This is a genomic window from Pseudomonas sp. GV047, from assembly GCF_003058245.1.
In the GTDB taxonomy this organism is placed as follows: Bacteria; Pseudomonadota; Gammaproteobacteria; order Pseudomonadales; family Pseudomonadaceae; genus Aquipseudomonas; species Aquipseudomonas marginalis.
Map to the genome: position 1 here is coordinate 116,141 of NZ_QCWA01000009.1, position 18,777 is coordinate 134,917.

At 60.2% G+C, this 18,777-nt stretch carries 19 protein-coding genes; 12 read left to right on the top strand and 7 right to left on the bottom strand.

Annotation, left to right across the window (positions count from 1 at the left end):
• Positions 1 to 17 precede the first annotated feature (17 nt).
• On the bottom strand, positions 18 to 287 hold the full coding sequence (locus C8K58_RS22415) for a PepSY domain-containing protein (RefSeq protein ID WP_034104642.1): 270 nt from the start codon (positions 285 to 287) through the stop codon (positions 18 to 20).
• Between the two features lie 142 nt (positions 288 to 429).
• Here C8K58_RS22415 and C8K58_RS22420 point away from each other — a divergent pair, with 142 nt between their 5' ends.
• From C8K58_RS22420 to C8K58_RS22450, 7 genes are all read left to right on the top strand, one after another.
• Entirely contained in the window at positions 430 to 1,425 is a 996-nt protein-coding gene (locus C8K58_RS22420; RefSeq protein ID WP_027606444.1) for a FecR family protein, read from the top strand.
• A gap of 325 nt (positions 1,426 to 1,750) precedes the next feature.
• Positions 1,751 to 2,200: a hypothetical protein gene (locus C8K58_RS22425; RefSeq protein WP_108574335.1), complete on the top strand. Its 450-nt coding sequence runs from the start codon at positions 1,751 to 1,753 to the stop codon at positions 2,198 to 2,200.
• The gene (locus tag C8K58_RS22430; RefSeq protein WP_027606446.1) at positions 2,200 to 2,751 is read left to right on the top strand and encodes a hypothetical protein; all 552 of its coding nucleotides are present in this window, start codon (positions 2,200 to 2,202) and stop codon (positions 2,749 to 2,751) included. Before C8K58_RS22425 ends, C8K58_RS22430 begins: the two co-directional genes overlap by 1 nt.
• A 67-nt stretch (positions 2,752 to 2,818) precedes the next feature.
• Entirely contained in the window at positions 2,819 to 3,565 is a 747-nt protein-coding gene (locus C8K58_RS22435) for a hypothetical protein (RefSeq protein WP_027606447.1), read from the top strand.
• Between the two features lie 61 nt (positions 3,566 to 3,626).
• Complete coding sequence (locus tag C8K58_RS22440) at positions 3,627 to 4,307, top strand: C39 family peptidase (RefSeq protein ID WP_027606448.1); 681 nt, start codon at positions 3,627 to 3,629, stop codon at positions 4,305 to 4,307.
• 38 nt (positions 4,308 to 4,345) lie between these two features.
• The gene (locus C8K58_RS22445) at positions 4,346 to 5,089 is read left to right on the top strand and encodes a hypothetical protein (RefSeq protein ID WP_027606449.1); all 744 of its coding nucleotides are present in this window, start codon (positions 4,346 to 4,348) and stop codon (positions 5,087 to 5,089) included.
• A gap of 49 nt (positions 5,090 to 5,138) precedes the next feature.
• Positions 5,139 to 6,443 carry a hypothetical protein gene (locus C8K58_RS22450; protein WP_027606450.1) on the top strand — a complete coding sequence of 435 codons (1,305 nt, stop codon included), beginning with the start codon at positions 5,139 to 5,141 and terminating at the stop codon, positions 6,441 to 6,443.
• Positions 6,444 to 6,524: 81 nt separating this feature from the next.
• On the opposite strand, the gene C8K58_RS22455 is transcribed toward C8K58_RS22450, so the two are convergent.
• Positions 6,525 to 7,847 (bottom strand): sigma-54 dependent transcriptional regulator, encoded by a 1,323-nt coding sequence (locus tag C8K58_RS22455; protein ID WP_027606451.1) that lies wholly within the window; start codon positions 7,845 to 7,847, stop codon positions 6,525 to 6,527.
• A gap of 344 nt (positions 7,848 to 8,191) precedes the next feature.
• Here C8K58_RS22455 and C8K58_RS22460 point away from each other — a divergent pair, with 344 nt between their 5' ends.
• Positions 8,192 to 8,452 carry a hypothetical protein gene (locus C8K58_RS22460; protein WP_027606452.1) on the top strand — a complete coding sequence of 87 codons (261 nt, stop codon included), beginning with the start codon at positions 8,192 to 8,194 and terminating at the stop codon, positions 8,450 to 8,452.
• 65 nt (positions 8,453 to 8,517) lie between these two features.
• Here the strand turns inward: C8K58_RS22460 and C8K58_RS22465 are convergent, their stop codons facing one another.
• The 3 genes from C8K58_RS22465 to gnd are packed head-to-tail and all read right to left on the bottom strand — an operon-like array spanning position 8,518 to position 11,887.
• On the bottom strand, positions 8,518 to 9,342 hold the full coding sequence (locus C8K58_RS22465) for an HAD family hydrolase (RefSeq protein WP_092357825.1): 825 nt from the start codon (positions 9,340 to 9,342) through the stop codon (positions 8,518 to 8,520).
• Positions 9,339 to 10,862, bottom strand: coding sequence for a glucose-6-phosphate dehydrogenase (gene zwf / locus C8K58_RS22470; RefSeq protein ID WP_027606454.1), 1,524 nt, complete (start codon positions 10,860 to 10,862; stop codon positions 9,339 to 9,341). Before zwf ends, C8K58_RS22465 begins: the two co-directional genes overlap by 4 nt.
• On the bottom strand, positions 10,859 to 11,887 hold the full coding sequence (gene gnd / locus C8K58_RS22475) for a phosphogluconate dehydrogenase (NAD(+)-dependent, decarboxylating) (protein ID WP_256592540.1): 1,029 nt from the start codon (positions 11,885 to 11,887) through the stop codon (positions 10,859 to 10,861). The genes zwf and gnd overlap by 4 nt, the downstream gene beginning before the upstream one ends.
• A gap of 226 nt (positions 11,888 to 12,113) precedes the next feature.
• On the opposite strand from gnd, the gene C8K58_RS32540 reads away from it, so the two are divergent.
• The 4 genes from C8K58_RS32540 (at position 12,114) to C8K58_RS22490 (ending at position 16,905) form a co-directional block, all read left to right on the top strand.
• Complete coding sequence (locus tag C8K58_RS32540) at positions 12,114 to 12,293, top strand: DUF6026 family protein (protein WP_256221270.1); 180 nt, start codon at positions 12,114 to 12,116, stop codon at positions 12,291 to 12,293.
• A gap of 160 nt (positions 12,294 to 12,453) precedes the next feature.
• Complete coding sequence (locus tag C8K58_RS22480) at positions 12,454 to 14,211, top strand: phosphoethanolamine transferase CptA (RefSeq protein WP_108574337.1); 1,758 nt, start codon at positions 12,454 to 12,456, stop codon at positions 14,209 to 14,211.
• 114 nt (positions 14,212 to 14,325) lie between these two features.
• On the top strand, positions 14,326 to 16,551 hold the full coding sequence (locus C8K58_RS22485) for a TonB-dependent siderophore receptor (RefSeq protein ID WP_108574338.1): 2,226 nt from the start codon (positions 14,326 to 14,328) through the stop codon (positions 16,549 to 16,551).
• 144 nt (positions 16,552 to 16,695) lie between these two features.
• Positions 16,696 to 16,905: a hypothetical protein gene (locus C8K58_RS22490; RefSeq protein WP_027606458.1), complete on the top strand. Its 210-nt coding sequence runs from the start codon at positions 16,696 to 16,698 to the stop codon at positions 16,903 to 16,905.
• A 102-nt stretch (positions 16,906 to 17,007) separates the two neighbouring features.
• Here C8K58_RS22490 and C8K58_RS22495 read toward each other — a convergent pair whose 3' ends face one another.
• Positions 17,008 to 17,499, bottom strand: coding sequence for a GNAT family N-acetyltransferase (locus C8K58_RS22495; RefSeq protein WP_027606459.1), 492 nt, complete (start codon positions 17,497 to 17,499; stop codon positions 17,008 to 17,010).
• Between the two features lie 173 nt (positions 17,500 to 17,672).
• A complete protein-coding gene (gene zapE / locus C8K58_RS22500) occupies positions 17,673 to 18,776 on the bottom strand; it encodes a cell division protein ZapE (protein WP_108574339.1) in 1,104 nt (367 codons plus the stop codon).
• Position 18,777 lies beyond the last annotated feature (1 nt).

Below are 18,777 nucleotides of genomic sequence, written 5' to 3' on the forward strand. Positions count from 1 at the left end.
GGCTCCCGGCGGGTCTATCAGTCTTTCTGGTCACGCAGGATATTGCCCGAAGCGCCATCGATGCGCGCTTCATACACGGTGCCGTCTGACTTGCGGCCCTTGACTTCCCAATAGCCGTTGTCATCGGCTTCGGCCGCATAGACTTCGATGTAGCCGGCCTTGGTCTTGGCCACTTCAATCGCCTTTTCAATGGTGATCCAGCCCGCACCGGGCTTATCGGCCATGGCGGCGCCGGCACTGAGCAGCGCGGTGGTTGCACACAGGGCGACTAAGGTTTTCTTCAGCATATTCGTACTCCATTGTGGGAATGTCCTGAATTTTTTAGGTCCTGGCAAATAAGAATAAGTTCCAATTGATGTGCAATCGCCATGACGCCTGTTCTCGCGGTCCACCTCGGGAGGTTAGAATGTGCGAAATCAGGATGAGTTAATGAGCGAAAAGTCCGTTTCAGAAGCCGAATATGACGCCATCACCGACGCCGCCGCGCATTGGTGCATGCGCCTGCACGCCAGTGATTGCACCGCGGATGAACGTCAGGCTTTTGCGCAATGGCATGACTCCCATCCGCTGCACGCCTTTGAATACGCGGCCATGCTGGAAATCTGGGACGTCGCCGACCACCTGCCGCGCCACGAGATCCCGTCGGTGGTGGTGCCGTTCAAGCCGCGCAGCCGGCTGCGCACCTACGCGGTCGCGGCGGCGATCTGCCTGGTCGCCTTGCCTCTGGCCGCCTTCACTGGCTGGGAAGCCGGCTGGCTGCCGAGTTCCTATGAGCGTTTCCAGGCCGCCAACGGCTTGCGCCAGGTCACCCTGGGCGACGGCAGCCAGGTGGAACTCAACCTGGGTACCGAGCTGGTCTTCAGCAACTACAAGGATCAGCGCCGCGTCACGTTGAACAAGGGCGAGGCGTTCTTCAAGGTCAGCCATGACAGCGCCCATCCGTTCATCGTGCACGCAGGCGAAGGCCAGGTGCGCGTCACGGGCACCCAGTTCAACGTCTGGAAGTATGAAGACCAGGTGCGGGTCACGTTGCTCGAAGGCTCGGTGCAGATTGCCAGCGACGCGTTACACGGCAGCGTGCCCCTGACGCCGGGCATGCAGGCCAGCTACCAACAGGGCGATGCAACGCCGCGCATACAGGCAATCACCGCCAATGACAGCGCCCTGGCCTGGCGCCAGGGCAAGCTGGTGCTCGACAACCTGGCGCTGGTGGATGCGTTGCCGTTGATCAACCGCTACCTGAACAAACCGGTGATGCTGGCAGACGCCAACACCGGGACGATTCGCATCGGCGGCATCTACAACATCACCGAGGTCAATAACCTCATCCCCTCCTTGCCCAAGGTCTTGCCGGTCTATCTGACCCAGAACCAGGATGGCAACCCCGTACTCAATTCCATCCCGCGTAAATCCCCCAAAGGCTGAGCTTGCCCCCGGCTCGGGCGTCGTTGCGCCTGAAGTGTCCATTTTTGAGACACTCGACTCCCCTGGACCGCCCCTGTGGTGCGGATTCATCGTTTTGTCATAGGCAGTGTTACAACGCTGATACAGCTTGGTGAATCGTTTGTGGTACGGCGCTGTGTGTATGCCTGGGCGGCAGGTGTCTCAGCGCTGAAACAGCACTGACATCACTTCGCCCACAAACAACTCCAAGCCATTGAATAACAACGGTAAATAAAAAGCGGCACGGCTTCTGCTCTATCCCTTGCAGCGCTGTTTAGGGTCAGCGCGACGAATAAGGAATGCCGCCGTGGCCACACTCACTCAAGGTTCGATGAACGTGCTGCTGATCAGCTGTGTACTCAGCGTCGGCATCAGTGTTCCCAGCTTTGCAGAGGATGGCGTGATCGTGACAGGGCGCAACGTACAGGCTCATATGTACGGCCGCGCCGCCTTCGGTAAAGACCCCTACCCCACCACCGCCAACGCCAACCCCAGCCGGGACATCATCGGTGCCACTGGCGAGCTCAGTGATATGGATATCGGCGGCATCAGCAGCGGCTCAAGCATTGTCCGCGCAGTTCAGACCAACGGCACCTTGACCGGCCTGCACGCCACGCAAAACAGCATGTCCACCCTGGGGGCCGGCTCCGCCGCGGGCCACGGTGCGGGCAGCAGCATAGGCGGGCAGATCAGCGACTCGGTCCAGCGCGGCATGGCGCCGTTGAATAACATCGGCAGCATGCTGGGGGGCAAGTGATGAATCGTTCCCTGCTCGTTCTCGCCCTGTTGGCCAGCGCCCCGGCATTCGCCGACGACACGGCGGTGATCCACAACAGCGGCCAACAATACCAGGGTGTCGTGTCGATCAACCAGGCGGCCGGCAACCAGCAACAAATGTCCAACAGCCGCGCCATCGCGCTCGGTGGCCAGGCCACCAACGTCAACATCCAGCGCCTCGACGGCAGTGTCGACCCGTCCCTGAACGCCAGGGCGGCGATCCAGGGCAGCTCATTTACCAACGGCAACGGTGTACTGGGCATCAACCAGTCGGCCGGGGCCAATAACCAATCCATCAATGCCGTGCGGATCAGCATCAACCCTGGCCCGCAAAGCATCGATGACAGCGTCCTGTTGCAACAGAACACCACGACGCTGGCAACCGACTCAGGGCTCACCCCCACCACTGGCAGCCGCCTTGTCGTTACGAGCGACCAGGCCTTCACAGGCAGCCGAGGAGTGATTCAGGTGAACCAGAGTGCCGGGGTGGGGAACCGAGTGGCTAACACCCTGGGCATCACTATCAAGTAAACGCTTGGTAGCACTCGTTAGACCGTACCAACACTTAACCAACTAATTAGAAGCAAGGAGAAACACCATGAAACCTCAAATGGCTCTGAAACCACTGGTTTTCGCACTGGCCGCACTCATGGCTGCTGCTGCTCAAGCAGGTGGTGGCTGGCACCCTGCGCCTCAACCCACCGGTGTGGTTGCCTCTGTGGTGACCGATGTGCAGAACAGCGTGGGCAACAAGTTCGATGACACCAAAACCGAAAACAACGCCTCCGCCGACGGCTCGGTCACCAGCAACAGCGGTAACACCGGGGTCAACGTACAGGCGGGCAGTGGTAACCAGGCCGACAACTCCGGCGCCATCTCCAGTGCCAAAGGTGACTTTGCAACGGTATTCGCTGTCGTCGATGTCAATCAAAACAGCGGGCTCAACAACTTCGTCAACAAAGGCACCCAGAACAACGCCTCGTTGGATAACTCGGCTAACGGGAACTCCGGCAACCTGGGTTACAACGGCCAGGCCGGTCAAGGCAACCAGGGTAAAAACAACCTGGCAATCACCACCGCTGATGGCAAAAACATCGCAGCGGCCGCCAACACCGAGCAAAACTCGCTCGCCAACAGCTACCTGAACACTGCCGCTACCAGCTACGGGTATGGCCATGGCAGCAAAGCCCAATACGTGTCCAACAACTCCAGCCTCGACAACTCGGTTAACCGCAACTCCGGCAATGTGGGTGTGAACCTGCAATCCGGTTCGGGCAACCAAGGCAGCAACAGCCTGTCGATCGGTCAAGGTTGCAGCGTCTGCGCCAGCGGCGTGCGCTTCTGATCCAACGGGGCCTTGGCAACAAGGCCCTTTTTTATTCCAGTGTCCAGCAGGTCACACGATCATGCGCCTCGCGACCCTCACCCTCCTGATGCTGCTCACCGGCCCGACCTGGGCAGGCACCATGGCGATCTCCGCCCTGCCTGGCGGTACAGTGATCTACAAGAAGGTCGAGAGTATTCGTGAACGCCGGTTCGCCAACCTGGTGGAACAGAAAACCGATTTCAGCTGCGGTGCTGCGGCACTCGCTACCATTCTGCGCCAGGGTTATTGGCTGGATGTAGACGAAGATCACGTCATCAAAGGCATGCTGGTCAATGCCGACCAGGACCTGGTGCGTACCCAGGGCTTTTCCATGCTGGACATGAAGCGCTACCTCGAAAGCATCGGCATGCGTGCCCGGGGCTACAAAATCGCGCCAGAAACACTGGTCACCGTAAGGATCCCCGTGGTGGTCCTGCTGGAAATTCGTGGCTACAAGCACTTCGTGGTGATGCAGCGGGCCGACAAGGACTGGGTCTATATCGGCGACCCGGTACTGGGCCATAAGCGCTATTCCCATGATGACTTCGTCAAGGGCTGGAACGGCATCGTGTTCGCCGTGCTGGGTGAAGGTTACGACAAGGCCAACGCCCTGCTCGACCCGCCCACGCCACTGACCGCCAAGAACCAGTTGAATGAGTTCAGGCCCGTAGGCGATGCCGAGCTGATGGATTTCGGTTTTATCCAGAGCGACTTCTTCTAAGAAGCGCAATAAGGGGCAGGACGCTCCAGGAGCAAAAGATGAACACTTCCCGTTGGCTGACGGTCTTGTGTCTGGCAGCCTCAATGCCCGCTTATGCTTCGTCGGGGTTCAAACCCATCGAGCTCAAGGATTCGGAAATGGCCGACCTGCGCGGTCGTTACGTGATGCCGGGACGGATCATCAGCTTCGGCATTGTCATGAGCAGCACCTGGACCAACGCCGTGGGTGACACCATCACCGGCAAGGCCAGCATGCAGATCGATTCGTCGACCATCACCCCGCAATTCTACGTACAAACCACCGGCTCGACCGGCAACGGCACGAACCCGAACACCGGCACCGGCACGGTAACCGGCGGCGCCGGCCTGGGCAGCGGCCAGGGTGTGACACAAAGCGTACGCACCGCCGGCGATGGCAACACCGCCTACAACAATGTGGGCATCACCGTCGAGAACGGTTTTGCGCCCTCCAACATCGTGCAATCAGGACAGGTGCTGGTCGCCGGCGGCACGGTGACCGGTGACAGCGCGGCAGGCCGCGTGAGCGTGTCGGCCAACAACGGTGGCTTGCAGATGGCGATCCAGGCCAACCACAACCAGGGCAACAGCCTGCAGCAGATCGGCGGCGGGAATGTGCTGCAAGGCACGGTGCTGACCGGCAACACTAACTTCGTCAACAACATGACCCAACTTAACGTCGTGATGAACAACAACGGTTTGAACAACGGTGCGTTGAACTGCAATCTGGATCAACTCAAAGCCCTACGCACGCTCGGTTATTGAACTACGCTGACCGTCGACACTTACGCATTAGAAAAGGACGGCTTATTTCATGCATCGATCGTTATCGCTCCGTGCTGTGATCTGTTTAAGTACGCTCTTGCCCGCATCCGTTCTGTATGCAGCGCCAGACAGCGACATCGAAACCCTCAAACGGGAACTCCTGGAACTCAAGCAGCGGTACGAAGTGCAGCAAAAAGCGCTGGCCGTGCTGGAGCAGCGCGTGCGTCAGGTCGAAGACCAACCGGCAACCCCGGCCCCCAAACGCCTGGCCAAGTCGCCGGCAGACTTTCAAAAAGCCAACGGCACCACCGTCGCGGGCACGGGGGCCGCGGCGGCATCCGGTGGGGCGGGGGGCGGCGGCAGTTCCTACGGCCAGTCCCTCAAGGATGATTCGGCCCCGGCGCAAAGTGTCAGTAACCTCTATAACGAAGCCAGCGGCTTTTTCGGCAACGGCAAGTTCAGCTTCGAAACCGGCGTTACCTATGCCCGTTACGACGCCCGTCAGTTGACCCTCAACGGATTCCTGGCGCTGGACTCGATTTTCCTCGGCAATATCAACCTGGACCGGATCAAGTCCGATAACTGGACCCTGGACCTGACCGGGCGCTACAACGTCGATAACCGTTGGCAGTTCGACGTGAACGTGCCGGTGGTGTACCGCGAGTCGACTTACCAGTCTGCCGGTGCCGGCAACAACGGCACCGCGACGTCGGAACAGTCGGTGACGCGCGACCCGACCATCGGCGACGTCAACTTCGGCGTGGCCTACAAGTTCCTCGACGAAACCCCCACCCTGCCGGATGCCGTGGTGTCGGTGCGGGTCAAGGCGCCCACCGGCAAAGAACCGTTTGGTATCAAGCTGATCAATACACCCGGCAACGACAACCTGTTCGTGCCGGAAAGCCTGCCTACGGGCAATGGCGTGTGGTCGATCACTCCGGGCATTTCCCTGGTCAAGACCTTCGATCCTGCCGTGTTATTCGGCTCGCTGTCCTACACCCATAACTTCGAAGAATCCTTCGATGACATCAGCAGTGACGTCAACCAGAAGGTCGGCGGCAAGGTCAGCCTGGGCGACAGCTTCCAGTTCGGGGTCGGCGTGGCCTTTGCCCTCAACGAGAAGATGAGTATGTCGTTCTCGGTGTCCGACCTGGTGCAGCGCAAGAGCAGGCTCAAGCCCAACGGCGGCGACTGGCAATCGGTGGTTTCCAGCGATGCCAACGCCGGTTATTTCAACGTGGGGATGACCATTGCCGCGTCGGATAACCTGACCATCGTGCCGAACCTGGCAATCGGCATGACAGACGATGCGCCGGACTTTACGTTCAGCTTGAAATTCCCGTATTACTTCTAACCCGACCGCTACAGAATCCGGTGCACAAGGAAAAGCCCCGCAACGATAAGGGTCGTTGCGGGGCTTTTCGGTTTACCCGCCCTAGCGGATCTGGTGTTTGTGCAGCAACCGGTAGAACGTCGGCCGGGAAATCCCCAGCACACGGGCCGCGACACTCAGGTTGTCGCTGTGCCGATTGAGCACATCGCACAGCGCCTGGCGTTCAGCACGGTGCTTATAGTCTTCCAGTGTAGCCATGGGTGGCGAAATTGCCTGTTCGCCCAGCAATCCCAGATCGGCGGCTTCGATCTGGCGCCCTTCGGCGAGTACCAGGCCGCGGCGCACGCGGTTGGCCAGTTCGCGCACATTGCCCGGCCACGGGTGTTGCCCCATGGCCACCAGGGCGTCATCGCTGAAGCTGCGGGGGCGGCGGCCGGTTTCCTGGCTGTAGAAGCGTGAAAAGTGGTTGGCCAGCATCGCCACATCACCATGGCGCTCGCGCAAGGGCGCGGTGACCACCTGCAGCACATTGAGCCGGTAGTACAAGTCTTCGCGGAAAGCGCCCTTGGCGACGGCCGCCTCAAGGTCGACGTGGGTGGCCGCCAACACCCGCACGTCCACCGGAATCGGCTGGCTGCCGCCGACCCGCTCGACCTGCTTTTCCTGGAGAAAGCGCAGCAGGTTGGCTTGCAGTTCCATGGGCAAATCGCCGATTTCATCGAGGAACAGGGTGCCGCCATGGGCCGCTTCGATGCGCCCGACCTTGCGTTGATGGGCACCGGTAAACGCGCCCTTCTCATGGCCGAACAGTTCGGATTGGATCAGGTGTTCAGGAATGGCGCCGCAGTTGATCGCGACAAAGGGCCTGGCATGGCGCTGGGATTGGCGGTGCAGGGTCTTGGCCACCAGCTCCTTGCCGGTGCCGCTGTCGCCACGGATCAGTACCGGGGACTCCGTGGGCGCCAGCTTGGACAATAATTTGCGTAATTCACGAATGGGGCGGCTTTCCCCCAGCAACTCGTGCCCTTCATCTACCGGGGTGTGACCCTTGCCACGCAGGCGCGCCATGCCAAACGCGCGGCCCAGGGTCACCTGCACCCGCGCCACGTCGAATGGCAGGGTATGGAAGTCGAAAAACCACTCGCAGACGAAGTCCCCCACATTTTGCAGGCGCAGCACATCCTGGCTGAGTACGGCGATCCACTCGGTGCCACTGCGGCTGATCAGTTCCTTGACCGCTTCGGGCCGCTCCAGATGATAGGGCTGCAGGCGCAATAGGCCGACATCGCATGAGCGCTCTCCTACCGATTCCAATGTGCAGCTGTCGACATCCCACCCGGCCGTACGCAAACCGGGCAGCAACCCGTGGCAGTCGTCACAGGGGTCAACCACGAGCAAACGACGTTGGACGAGGGGCACACCCATGACTGATCCTTGGCGTCAAAAATCACTAAAGTTATTTAGAAACAACAGTTTGTAATGGTTGCCGATAACCCTAGCAAGATCTTGACAGCGTGCTTGTATCGTTTCGCTATAAGTGCGGACAAAAAGCCACTACTCGTGTTTGCAGGTCAAAAAGTTGCGTCTTCGCAAAACTTTCAATCAGCTTTCAAAACAGCCGCTTACATGACGTCCATCAGGAAAAGTTGAAATTTGTTGCTCTAACATGTGACCCGTACCCCGTCATCGCGCATCAGTACAAGTAACCCGCCGCACGGTCAGCCCAACCGCCGGTACTCACTTGAATGGGCATTTAGAGAGAGACCCACATGAACGCCCCGCTCCGCATCAACGAAGCTCTTTTGATCGCAGACCGTGCTTTCCAGCCCTTTCAATGCGTGGCCTGGCACGATGGCAATGGCGCCCTGAGCCTGAGTGTCATCGACCGCACCAATAACCGTATCGGCAGCAAACAGCTGTCGTCGAACACCTATAGCGACCCGGCGCAATTGGAAGACTTGCTGTTGCAGGCCCGCGCCGAACTCGACAAAGATGGCTACCAGTTGCAGTCCTGGGCCATGCCGAAGTAAATCGCGGCTAACTTGCGATCACTGCAAAACAGTGATCGCAAGTTGCACAATGGAACTTAAGACGCTTATCGCGCCGCTAGAATAAACCGTTCGATTGCTTCCGCAGCGCCCTCCTCGACATTGCTGCCGGTGACCACGCTGGCCTGGCGCTTGACGGCTTCTTCCGCCTGCCCCATGGCAATCGACAGCCCGGCCACCTGAAACATCGCCGGATCGTTCCCCCCGTCCCCGATGGCCGCCGTCTGCTCCAGCGGCACCCCAAGGTGCGCCGCCAGGGTCTTCAACGCCTCGCCCTTGTTGGCCAGCATGGCCGTCACATCCAGGTAAATCGGCTGCGAACGCGACACCTGGGCCAAGCCCTGGACCTTGGGCTGCAATTGCGCTTCCAACGCCACCAGCAATTGGGTGTCGTTGCTCGCGGCGACGATCTTGTCGATACGCTCCAGGTAGGGTTCGAAACTTTCCACCACCACCGGCCCATAACCCAGGCCATGGGCTTCCCGCGGTTCCACCGGCCCTGGCGGACCACGGCGCAGCCAGTCGCCGTCGGCAAACACCCAGACTTCCACATCCGGCTCGGCCGAGAACAGCGCCAAGGTCACCAGCGCCGCCTCCGCCGGCAGGTGGTGGGCAACCAGGATGCTGCCATCCGGGTTGATCAAGGTGCCACCGTTGAAGCCCGCCACCGGCACATCGATCCCGAATGTCTCGATCAGGTGCAGCATGGCCTTGGGCGGTCGCCCGCTGGCCAGGCTGAAAAACACCCCGGCCTCGCGCAGGGCGCTCACCGCGTCGACAGTACGCTGGCTCAGGCGGTGATCCGGATGCAGCAAGGTGCCGTCCACGTCGCTGAGGATAAAACGGATGGGATGAATCGCTGCATCACTCATCCGAGCGAGTGCCAGGTGCGGCCATCGCGCGCCAGCAACCCATCAGCCGCTGCGGGCCCGTCTTCACCGGCCTTGTAGGTCTGGATCCCGTCGTCCTCCTTCCATGCATCGAGGAACGGTTGCACTGCTCGCCAGCCGTTTTCGATGTTGTCGGCGCGCTGGAACAAGGTCTGGTCGCCGGTCATGCAGTCGTAGATCAGGGTTTCGTACCCGGTCGACGGTTGCATCTCGAAGAAGTCCTTGTAGGCAAAACCCAGCTGGATGTTGGCCATGTCGAGGGTCGGCCCGGGCTTTTTCGCCAGCAGGTCGAACCACATGCCTTCGTTGGGCTGGATCTGGATCTTCAAGTAGGTGGGCTTGACCTCGTCCACCTCGGTGTCACGGAATTGCGCATAGGGCGCCGGCTTGAAGCAGATCACGATTTCGGTGTCGCGCACGCTCATGCGCTTGCCGGTGCGCAGGTAGAACGGCACGCCGACCCAGCGCCAGTTATCGATCATCACCTTGAGGGCGACGAAGGTCTCGGTGCTGCTGTCGGGAGCGACGTTGGCTTCTTCGCGGTAGCCGGGCAGTGGCTTGCCGGCGATTTCGCCCGCGGTGTATTGCCCGCGCACCGAGTTGGCCCGCGCGTCTTCCAGGGACCACGGGCGTACCGCGCCGATGACCTTGGCCTTTTCACCGCGCACCGCATCGGCACCAAAGGCAGCCGGGGGCTCCATGGCCACCATCGCCAGCAGCTGGAACAGGTGGTTGGGCACCATATCGCGCAGGGTGCCGGTTTTTTCGAAGAAATTGCCTCGCGTCTCCACGCCGACGGTTTCGGCGGCGGTGATTTGCACGTGGTCGATGTAATGGTTGTTCCAGAACGCTTCGAACAGCACGTTGGAGAAACGGCTGATGAGGATGTTCTGCACCGTCTCCTTACCCAGGTAATGGTCGATGCGATAGATCTGCTTCTCGCTCATCACCTTGAGCAGGCTGGCGTTCAACGCTTCGGCGGTGGCCAGGTCGGAGCCGAAGGGCTTCTCGATCACCACGCGCCGGAAACTGTCATCGGTTTCCGTCAACAGGCCGGCACTGCCCAGGCGCTGCACCACGTCACTGAAGAAGCGCGGTGCGGTGGCCAGGTAGAACACCGCGTTGCCGGTACCGCTGCCGGCGATCTTCTTGCCGATGTCGGCGTAGGTGCTGTCATCGAGGAAATCGCCCTCGACGTAGCTGATGCCTTTGGCCAGTTGCGCCCACAATGCCGGATCGAGGGCGTTATCCCCATTGCCCTTGACCTTGCTCGCCGCCTCGGTGCGGATAAAATCCTCGAGTTTCTTGGCGAAGTCGGCATCGCTGATGGCGTTGTGATCGACGCCAACGATACGCAGGCCATCGCCCAGCAAGCCATCACGACTGAGGTTGTACAGCGCCGGCATCAGCAGGCGCTTGACCAGGTCGCCATGGGCGCCAAACAGAAACAGGGTGGTGGGTGGAGCAGGTTCGGCCTTGAGTTTCTTGCCGTTGGCGGTCATTTTTTGGAAGTCTCCACGTGGCCGCCAAAGCCAAAGCGCATGGCAGACAGCATCTTGTCACCGTAGGTGCTCTGCTGGCGCGAGCGGAACCGCGCGAACAACGACGTGGACAGTACCGGCACCGGTACGGCTTGCTCCATGGCGGCTTCGATGGTCCAGCGGCCTTCGCCACTGTCGGCCACGGAACCGGAGTAACCGTCCAGCTTGGGGTCGGTGGCCAGGGCGTCGGCGGTCAGGTCCAGCAACCAGGACGAGACCACGCTGCCACGGCGCCAGACTTCGGCGATATCGGCAACGTTGAGGTCGAAGCGCTGGTCTTCGGGCAGGTTTTCCGAGTTCTTGGTCTTGAGGATGTCAAAACCCTCGGCAAACGCCTGCATCATCCCGTACTCGATGCCGTTGTGGATCATCTTGACGAAATGCCCGGAGCCCGCCGGGCCGGCGTGGATGTAGCCCTGCTCGGCACGCTTGTCAGCCGACGCGGAACGGTCCTTGGTGCGCGGGATGTTGCCCAGGCCCGGTGCCAGGCTGGCGAAGATCGGGTCGAGGCGCTGCACCGTCTCGGTGTCGCCGCCGATCATCATGCAGTAGCCACGCTCCAGGCCCCAGACGCCGCCGGAGGTACCGACATCGACATAGTGCAGGCCCTTTTGCGCCAGGGCCTTGCCGCGACGCACGTCATCCTTATAGTTGGTGTTGCCGCCGTCGATGATCACGTCACCGTCTTCCAGCAGCTCACTGAGTTCATTGATGGTGTTTTCGGTGGGGTCGCCTGCCGGCAACATCACCCAGACGGCACGGGGTTTCTGCAGCCCGGTCACCAGGGCCTTCAAGTCGGCAACGCCGGTGGCGCCTTCTTCGCTCAAACCTTTGACAAATGCTTCGTTACGGTCGTAAACAACGGTGGTATGCCCATTGAGCATCAGGCGCCGTGCAATATTCCCGCCCATGCGGCCTAGTCCGATAATCCCCAGTTGCATGTGCTGATGCTCCCAACTACTGAATAAATGTGTGACATAGTTTATAGCGCAATGAGGCTAATGAGGGTTAGTCCAGGGCAGATCCGTGTAGTTTCATGGGAAAAAATTGCCATCGTTTCACCATCACGCCGCCGAAAGTCACACGACCACCAAAAATAAAAAAGTTCCATTGAAGTGGAAAAGAATTCAGAATTGCTTCCGACTGTTGCCGAGAACCTCGACTCAAGCGTTCTGGCACACCGCGACACACCGGCTATTTGCGAGGCAAGCAATGAGCACAGCACAGATGACCCGTCCTCCACAGACCCTCTACGTCACACTCCGTCGCGATGAATTGCGCCAGTTGAAAGACGAACGCGATCAGTTGCAGCTTGAGGTCATGCGCCTGCGTGCCCATATCATTCAAGCCCAGCTGGACCAGCCTTCCGGTGTGCAGCCCGCGCTCTGCTGAGCCCGTCATCACTTTGTAAGATAACGGCTACATAAATCTCACAAAGTTTTCACATGCCCTTCCCGATACTCCCGCCCCCAAGGGCCATCCCATGCAAGGGTGGCCTCTGTTGCGTGCAGCCCTGCGCGTCAACTGAAAAATTATCGGGTTGGAGCGCTGGATGGCGATGTTCGAACGCAGCAGCAAGTCTGCGAAAGGCTTTGATTGGGCCGGTCTTGCCTGGCTATTCGTGTTTTTCTGGTACTTCTCCGGCATTACCCAACTGCTGATCCAACTCAGCGGCACTTCCGGCTTCAGTGGTTTTCGCCAAGCCTTCTTCATGAGCGCGATATGGCTCGCGCCCCTGCTGGTATTCCCCCGCCGTACGCGCCTGCTGGCCGCTGTGATCGGCGTGGTGCTGTGGGCCTGTTCCATGGCCAGCCTGGGTTATTTCTTCATCTACCAGCAGGAATTTTCCCAAAGCGTCATCTTCATCATGTTCGAGTCGAACATCTCCGAAGCCGGCGAGTACGCCACCCAATACTTCGCCTGGTGGATCGTGCTGGCGTTCATTGCCCACACCGCCGTGGCTATTTTCCTGTGGACCCGGGTACGCCCGGTGTATTTGCCGCGCGGCCAGGCCCTGGTGGCGGCAACGGCGATCCTGGTGGCGATCATCGGTTACCCGCTGGTCAAGCAGATTGCCCGCAGCGACACCCTGGACGACGCCATCGACCGCTTCGAATCGCGCATCGAACCGGCCGTGCCCTGGCAGATGATCGTTGCCTACCGCCGCTACACCGAACAGCTGGACAACATGCAGGGCATGCTCGACAGCGCCAGCCAGATCGCGCCCTTGACCAACCTCAAGGACACCATGGCCGGCCAGCCGTCGACCCTGGTGCTGGTGATCGGCGAGTCCACCAACCGTCAACGCATGAGTCTCTACGGCTATCCGCGCAACACCACGCCGGAACTGGACAAGCTGCGCGACCAACTGGCGGTGTTCGACAATGTCATCACCCCGCGCCCGTATACTATCGAAGCCCTGCAACAGGTACTGACGTTCGCCGACGAGGAGAACCCCGATCTCTACCTCAAGACACCGTCGATCGTCAGCGTGATGAAACAGGCCGGGTACAAGACCTACTGGATCACCAACCAGCAGACCATGACCAAACGCAACACCATGCTCACGACCTTTTCCGAACAGGCCGACGAGCAGGTGTACCTGAACAACAACCGCAACCAGAACGCCCGCCAATACGACGGCGATGTACTGGAGCCATTCTCCAAGGCCCTGGCCGACCCGGCCGAGCGCAAGTTCATCGTGGTGCACCTGCTCGGCACCCACATGAGCTACCAGTACCGCTACCCACCGACCTTCGACAAATTCACCGACCGCCAGGGCGTGCCTGCCGGGATCAGTGACGATCAACTGCCCATCTACAACAGCTACGACAATGCGGTGCTGTACAACGATTTCGTGGTGTCGAGCCTGATCAAGGACTACGCCAAGACCGATCCCAACGGCTTTTTGCTGTACCTGTCGGACCACGGCGAAGACGTATTCGATTCCGCTGGCCACGCCACGCTGGGGCGTAACGAAGGCAAGCCGACAGCGCCGATGTACACCATTCCGTTCATGGCCTACGCCTCGCCGAAATGGCGTGAAACCCACGACTGGAAGTTTGCCGGCGACTTGCAACGCCCTTACAGCAGCTCGCAATTGATCCACACCTGGGCCGACCTCGCCGGGCTGAGTTTCAACGAACTGGACCGCAGCAAGAGCGTCGTGAGCGACAGCTTCACGCCGCGCCCGCTGATGATCGGCAACCCCTACATGCGCCCGCAAAAGGCCTTGATTGACTTCAGCCTGATCAAGCCCAGGAAGGTTAATCCGACCGATGTGGTCCTGCAGGAACCGCCGGCCTTGTAACAGAAAGATAACAATCATTCTCGTTTAACCCTAAAGTTCCCCCGCTCCTTTCGTCTTTGAGCCAAGGCCTTCCCTTTCCGGGGTGGCCGCAAAGACGACAAGGAGTCTTCCGCGATGTTCGCGCCTTTTACCCGCTCCATGACCCTCACGCTCGGCCTGTGCGGCGCCGCCCTAAGCCCGGACCTGCTGGCTGAAACCGACCCCGAACACACCCCGCTCGAACTCGGCGCGACCAACATCTCCGCCGAAGGCCTGGGCGCCACCACCGAACACACCGGTGCCTACACCACCGGCTCGATGAGCACCGCCACCCGCCTGAACCTGTCGGTCAAGGAAACCCCACAATCGATCTCGGTGATCACTCGCCAGCAGATGGATGATTTCAATCTCAACACGTTGACCGACGTGCTGCGCCAGACCACCGGGATCAACGTCCAGCACAACGACTCCGACCGCGTGTCCTATTCCTCCCGCGGCTACGGCATCACCAACTTCCAGATTGACGGAATGCTCAATACCTTCGGCTACATGAAGTCCGACGCCGATACCATCATCTATGACCACATCGAGGTGGTACGCGGTGCCACGGGCTTGACCACCGGCGCCGGCGACCCCTCGGCCACCATCAATATGGTGCGCAAGCGCCCGACGGCCCAATGGCAGGCGAAAACCGGCGTCAGCGCCGGCAGCCATGACAACTATTACAGCTACGTGGACGTGGGCGGCCCGCTGGCGTTCGACGGCAAGCTGCGCGGACGCACGGTGCTGGCCTACCGTGACAGCCAATCGTTCCGCGACAACTATGGCCTGCAGCGGGCGGTCGGCTACGGCATCCTGGAAGGCGATCTTTCCGACGATACCGTGCTGGCCGTAGGTTTCGATTACCAGAACAAGCAGGTCCAGGGCACCTCATGGGGTACCGTGCCGTACTGGAACAGTGAGGGCGGCAAGGCCGGACTGTCGCGCTCCACCAATATGGCGGCGCACTGGAGTTCCTGGCCGCTGACGGACAAGACCACCTTCGCGACCCTCGACCATCGGCTGGGCGGCGACTGGCACGTGAAGGCCGCCTACACCCATCGCCAGAGCGATACGGATGGCAAGGTGTACTACGGCGGCGCAGGCTTCCCCAACGATGACCGCAGCGGCATGACCGCCTGGGCGAGCCATATGCGCGGCACATCGAGAATGGAGGCCGTCGACCTCAACCTCGCCGGCAGCTATGCACTGCTGGGCCGCGAACATGCACTGATGATGGGCTATGGCGAGGCCACGCAGCGGGACGTCTCCCCCGTGATGCGCAGCAACCTACCCGCCGGCTATTACACCATCGAAGACTGGAAATACATGGGCGGGATCGCCAGGTTCGGCGACACCGTCACCGACCTCAAGGGCGAACACAGCAGCAAGCAACAAAAGGCCGGCTACCTGGCCACGCGACTGAGCCTTACCGACCGCTTGCATGCGGTGCTGGGCAGTCGCTATGGCAGTTGGGAACTGAAAAGCGCCGCCCCGCACTACGATGCCAACGACCAGCTTACCGCCGCCGGGAAAACCAGCCAGACCCACAATGATATGTGGACGCCCTACGCCGGCCTGCTCTACGACCTGACACCGGAGTACACCGTCTACGCGAGCTATACCGACATTTTCAAACCCCAGAGCCTGCGGGATGCCAACAAGAAGTACCTGGAGCCCGTGGTCGGCAGCAACTACGAGGTAGGCCTCAAGGGCAGCGTGCTCGACGAACGCTTGAACCTGGCGGCGGCATATTTCTGGAGCACCCAGGACAACGTCGCCGAGCGGGACGATTCGGTGGAGCGAAACCCGACCACCGGCGAGGAGTACTACAAGTCCGGCGGCAAAGGTAACAAGGTCAACGGCTTAGAATTGGAAGCTGCCGGAGAAATCCTGCCCGATTGGAACCTGACGGCCGGTTATACCTACACCCATTCGGTCAACGGCTCGGGCAAACGCAACAACACCGGGCAGCCGCTGAACCTGCTGAGAGTGTCCAGCGCCTACCGTTTGCCGGGGGCGTGGCGCAACCTCACGGTCGGCGGCGCGGTGAACTGGCAGAGCGACATTTACGATTGGAGCAATCGACCTACAGGGGTACGCGTCGGCAACACACCGGTGACCGAACGGGCGAAGATCACACAACAGGCGTACACGGTGGTCAACCTGATGTCCCGCTATCAATTCGACGAGCACGTCTCAGCGTCGCTTAACGTCAACAACCTATTCGATAAAAAGTATTACGAACGCGTCGGCTTTTATAACGGCGTGTATTGGGGCGACCCACGCGCCATTACGCTGGCCTTGGACTGGAAGCTTTAAAGCCGGCCATCCGAAGTTAACGATATTGTTAACTTCGGATGTTTCTCGCGTTAATTCCCACTTAATAAGATCGCACCAGAATCGCCCCAAGATTCTGATCAAGGACAGAGCAGATAACCGATCACACTTAATGAGTAAACACAGATGAAACTCTCGACCTTGATGCTTGCCAGCCTGATGACCCTGGGCTCCGCCGCCGCGTTTGCCGAAGGCGGCTCGGAGCGCTCGAAGGAGTTCTACAACAACTTCACCTTCACGCAGCAGACGCTTCACGGCACGACTGAACAAACGGCGTCCGCCAACGGCAAGACACCGAACACCAACACGACCGAACAGGAACAGCCCAAGAGTTAATTTAATCGTTAGTTAATCCGCAATACCCTCGGCCATTCCGCTCCGTTGGCAAAGGTTTATTGGGCGCCCTCTGCTGGCGCCCTTTTTTTCGCCGGTTATTTATTAAAGCGGCTTGTTCCAGAACAACATGCGCCCATGGGCCGGATCAAACTTCGCATCATCAAAACCAAACTTGCGATACGCCGACTGGGCGACGGCATTACCTTCCAGCACCTCCAGGGTGATCTTGCAGCAACCACGCTGGCGGGCGATGTCCTCGACCTTCAGCAGCATTTTCTGGCTCAGCCCCAAGCCGCGAAACTCATTCATCACCACCACGTCGTGAACGTTGACCAAAGGGCGGCAGGCAAAGGTGGAAAACCCTTCAAAGCAATTCACCAGACCCGCCGGCTCACCGCCGACAAACGCCAGCACACTGAACGCATGGGGGCGCTTGGCCAACTCGGCCGGCAGTTGCTCCAGCAGGTCGGCGGGCAGGCTATGGCCGCCGCCCATGGGGTCTTCGGCGTAATGGTTAAGCACCTTGGCAATGGCTTCGGCATGTACAGGATTGGTGTAGCTGGCTTGCAGCACCAGGATATCTGGGGTGTCCATTTCCGTCCTCGATCACGACTACAAGGGAACCGGTTCCCTTTGAGGGGCACGATTGTAAGCGTGGAGTCAGCACCAGATGAAGGAGATTAACTACAAATGTGCGCCCGAAAGCGCGAAGGCTTTGGCACTAAAAAAACCCAAAGTGCCCATCCAGGGCTTTTTTCGTACAGGCCTCAGCCGAAGCGCTGCAGCTGCATTTCTTGCAACCGGCTCAGGGTGCGACGGAAAGGAAACGCCAGGTAACCGTCGGTATACAGGCGCTCCAGTGGCACCTGGGCGTCGATGAACAACGGCACCTTGCGGTCGTAGCACTCGTCCACCAAGGCGATGAAGCGACGCACACTGTCATCGTGCACCGACAACTGCGGCAACTCGCGATCACCGGCCACCACGCGCTCGACCCCATCCTCGGTGCCGCGGGCAATCCGGCCTGGGCGCTGTTGCGCACTCAGGTTGGGCACCTCCCCCAACAGGATCGCCTTGAAGCGGTCGCACAGCAGCATGAAATCCATTGCCGCCAGGGGTTGTTCGCAGAGGTCGGCATAGCGGCACCACAGTACGCTGTCACTGGCCTGCACGCACACGATGGAACGATGGCCGACGGTGACCGGGCCACGACTCACCGCCTGCCCTTCGGCCAATTGCGCGAACACGTTCGCCAGCGCCTCGGGCTGGTTCACCCAGTAGCGCTGCCGGCCCACGCCTGGATGCAAGCGATGATCCTCGCCACCGTCGACCGCCACCACGTGCATATGCCGCCCGATCGCCACAATGCCCGGCAGGAAGCGCTCCCGATTGAAGCCATCGGCATACAGCCGGGCCGGTGGTTGATTGGAGGTGCAGACCATCACCACACCTTCCTCGAACATGACCTGGAACAGCCGGCCGAGGATGATCGCGTCACCGATGTCACTGACGAACAGCTCATCGAAACACAATACCCGCACCTCCCGGCTCAGCTCCCGCGCCAGGGCCTGCAACGGGTCATGGGTGCCGGTGAGCTGGAACAGACGCTGATGCACCCAGCCCATGAAGTGGTGAAAATGCTGACGCCGCGCGGGCACCCGCAGGCTTTGGTAGAACTGATCCATCAACCAGGTCTTGCCGCGGCCCACCGGGCCCCACAGGTAAACGCCAGCCACGGGCGAACGGCCCTGATGCAGGGCCGCATGGCAGGCTTGCAGGGCATCCACCGCTCGGCGCTGGGCGTCGTCGGCAACGAAACCCTGTTGGGCGATGGCGTGTTGGTAAGCAGCGAGGGGCGAGTCGAAAGTCATG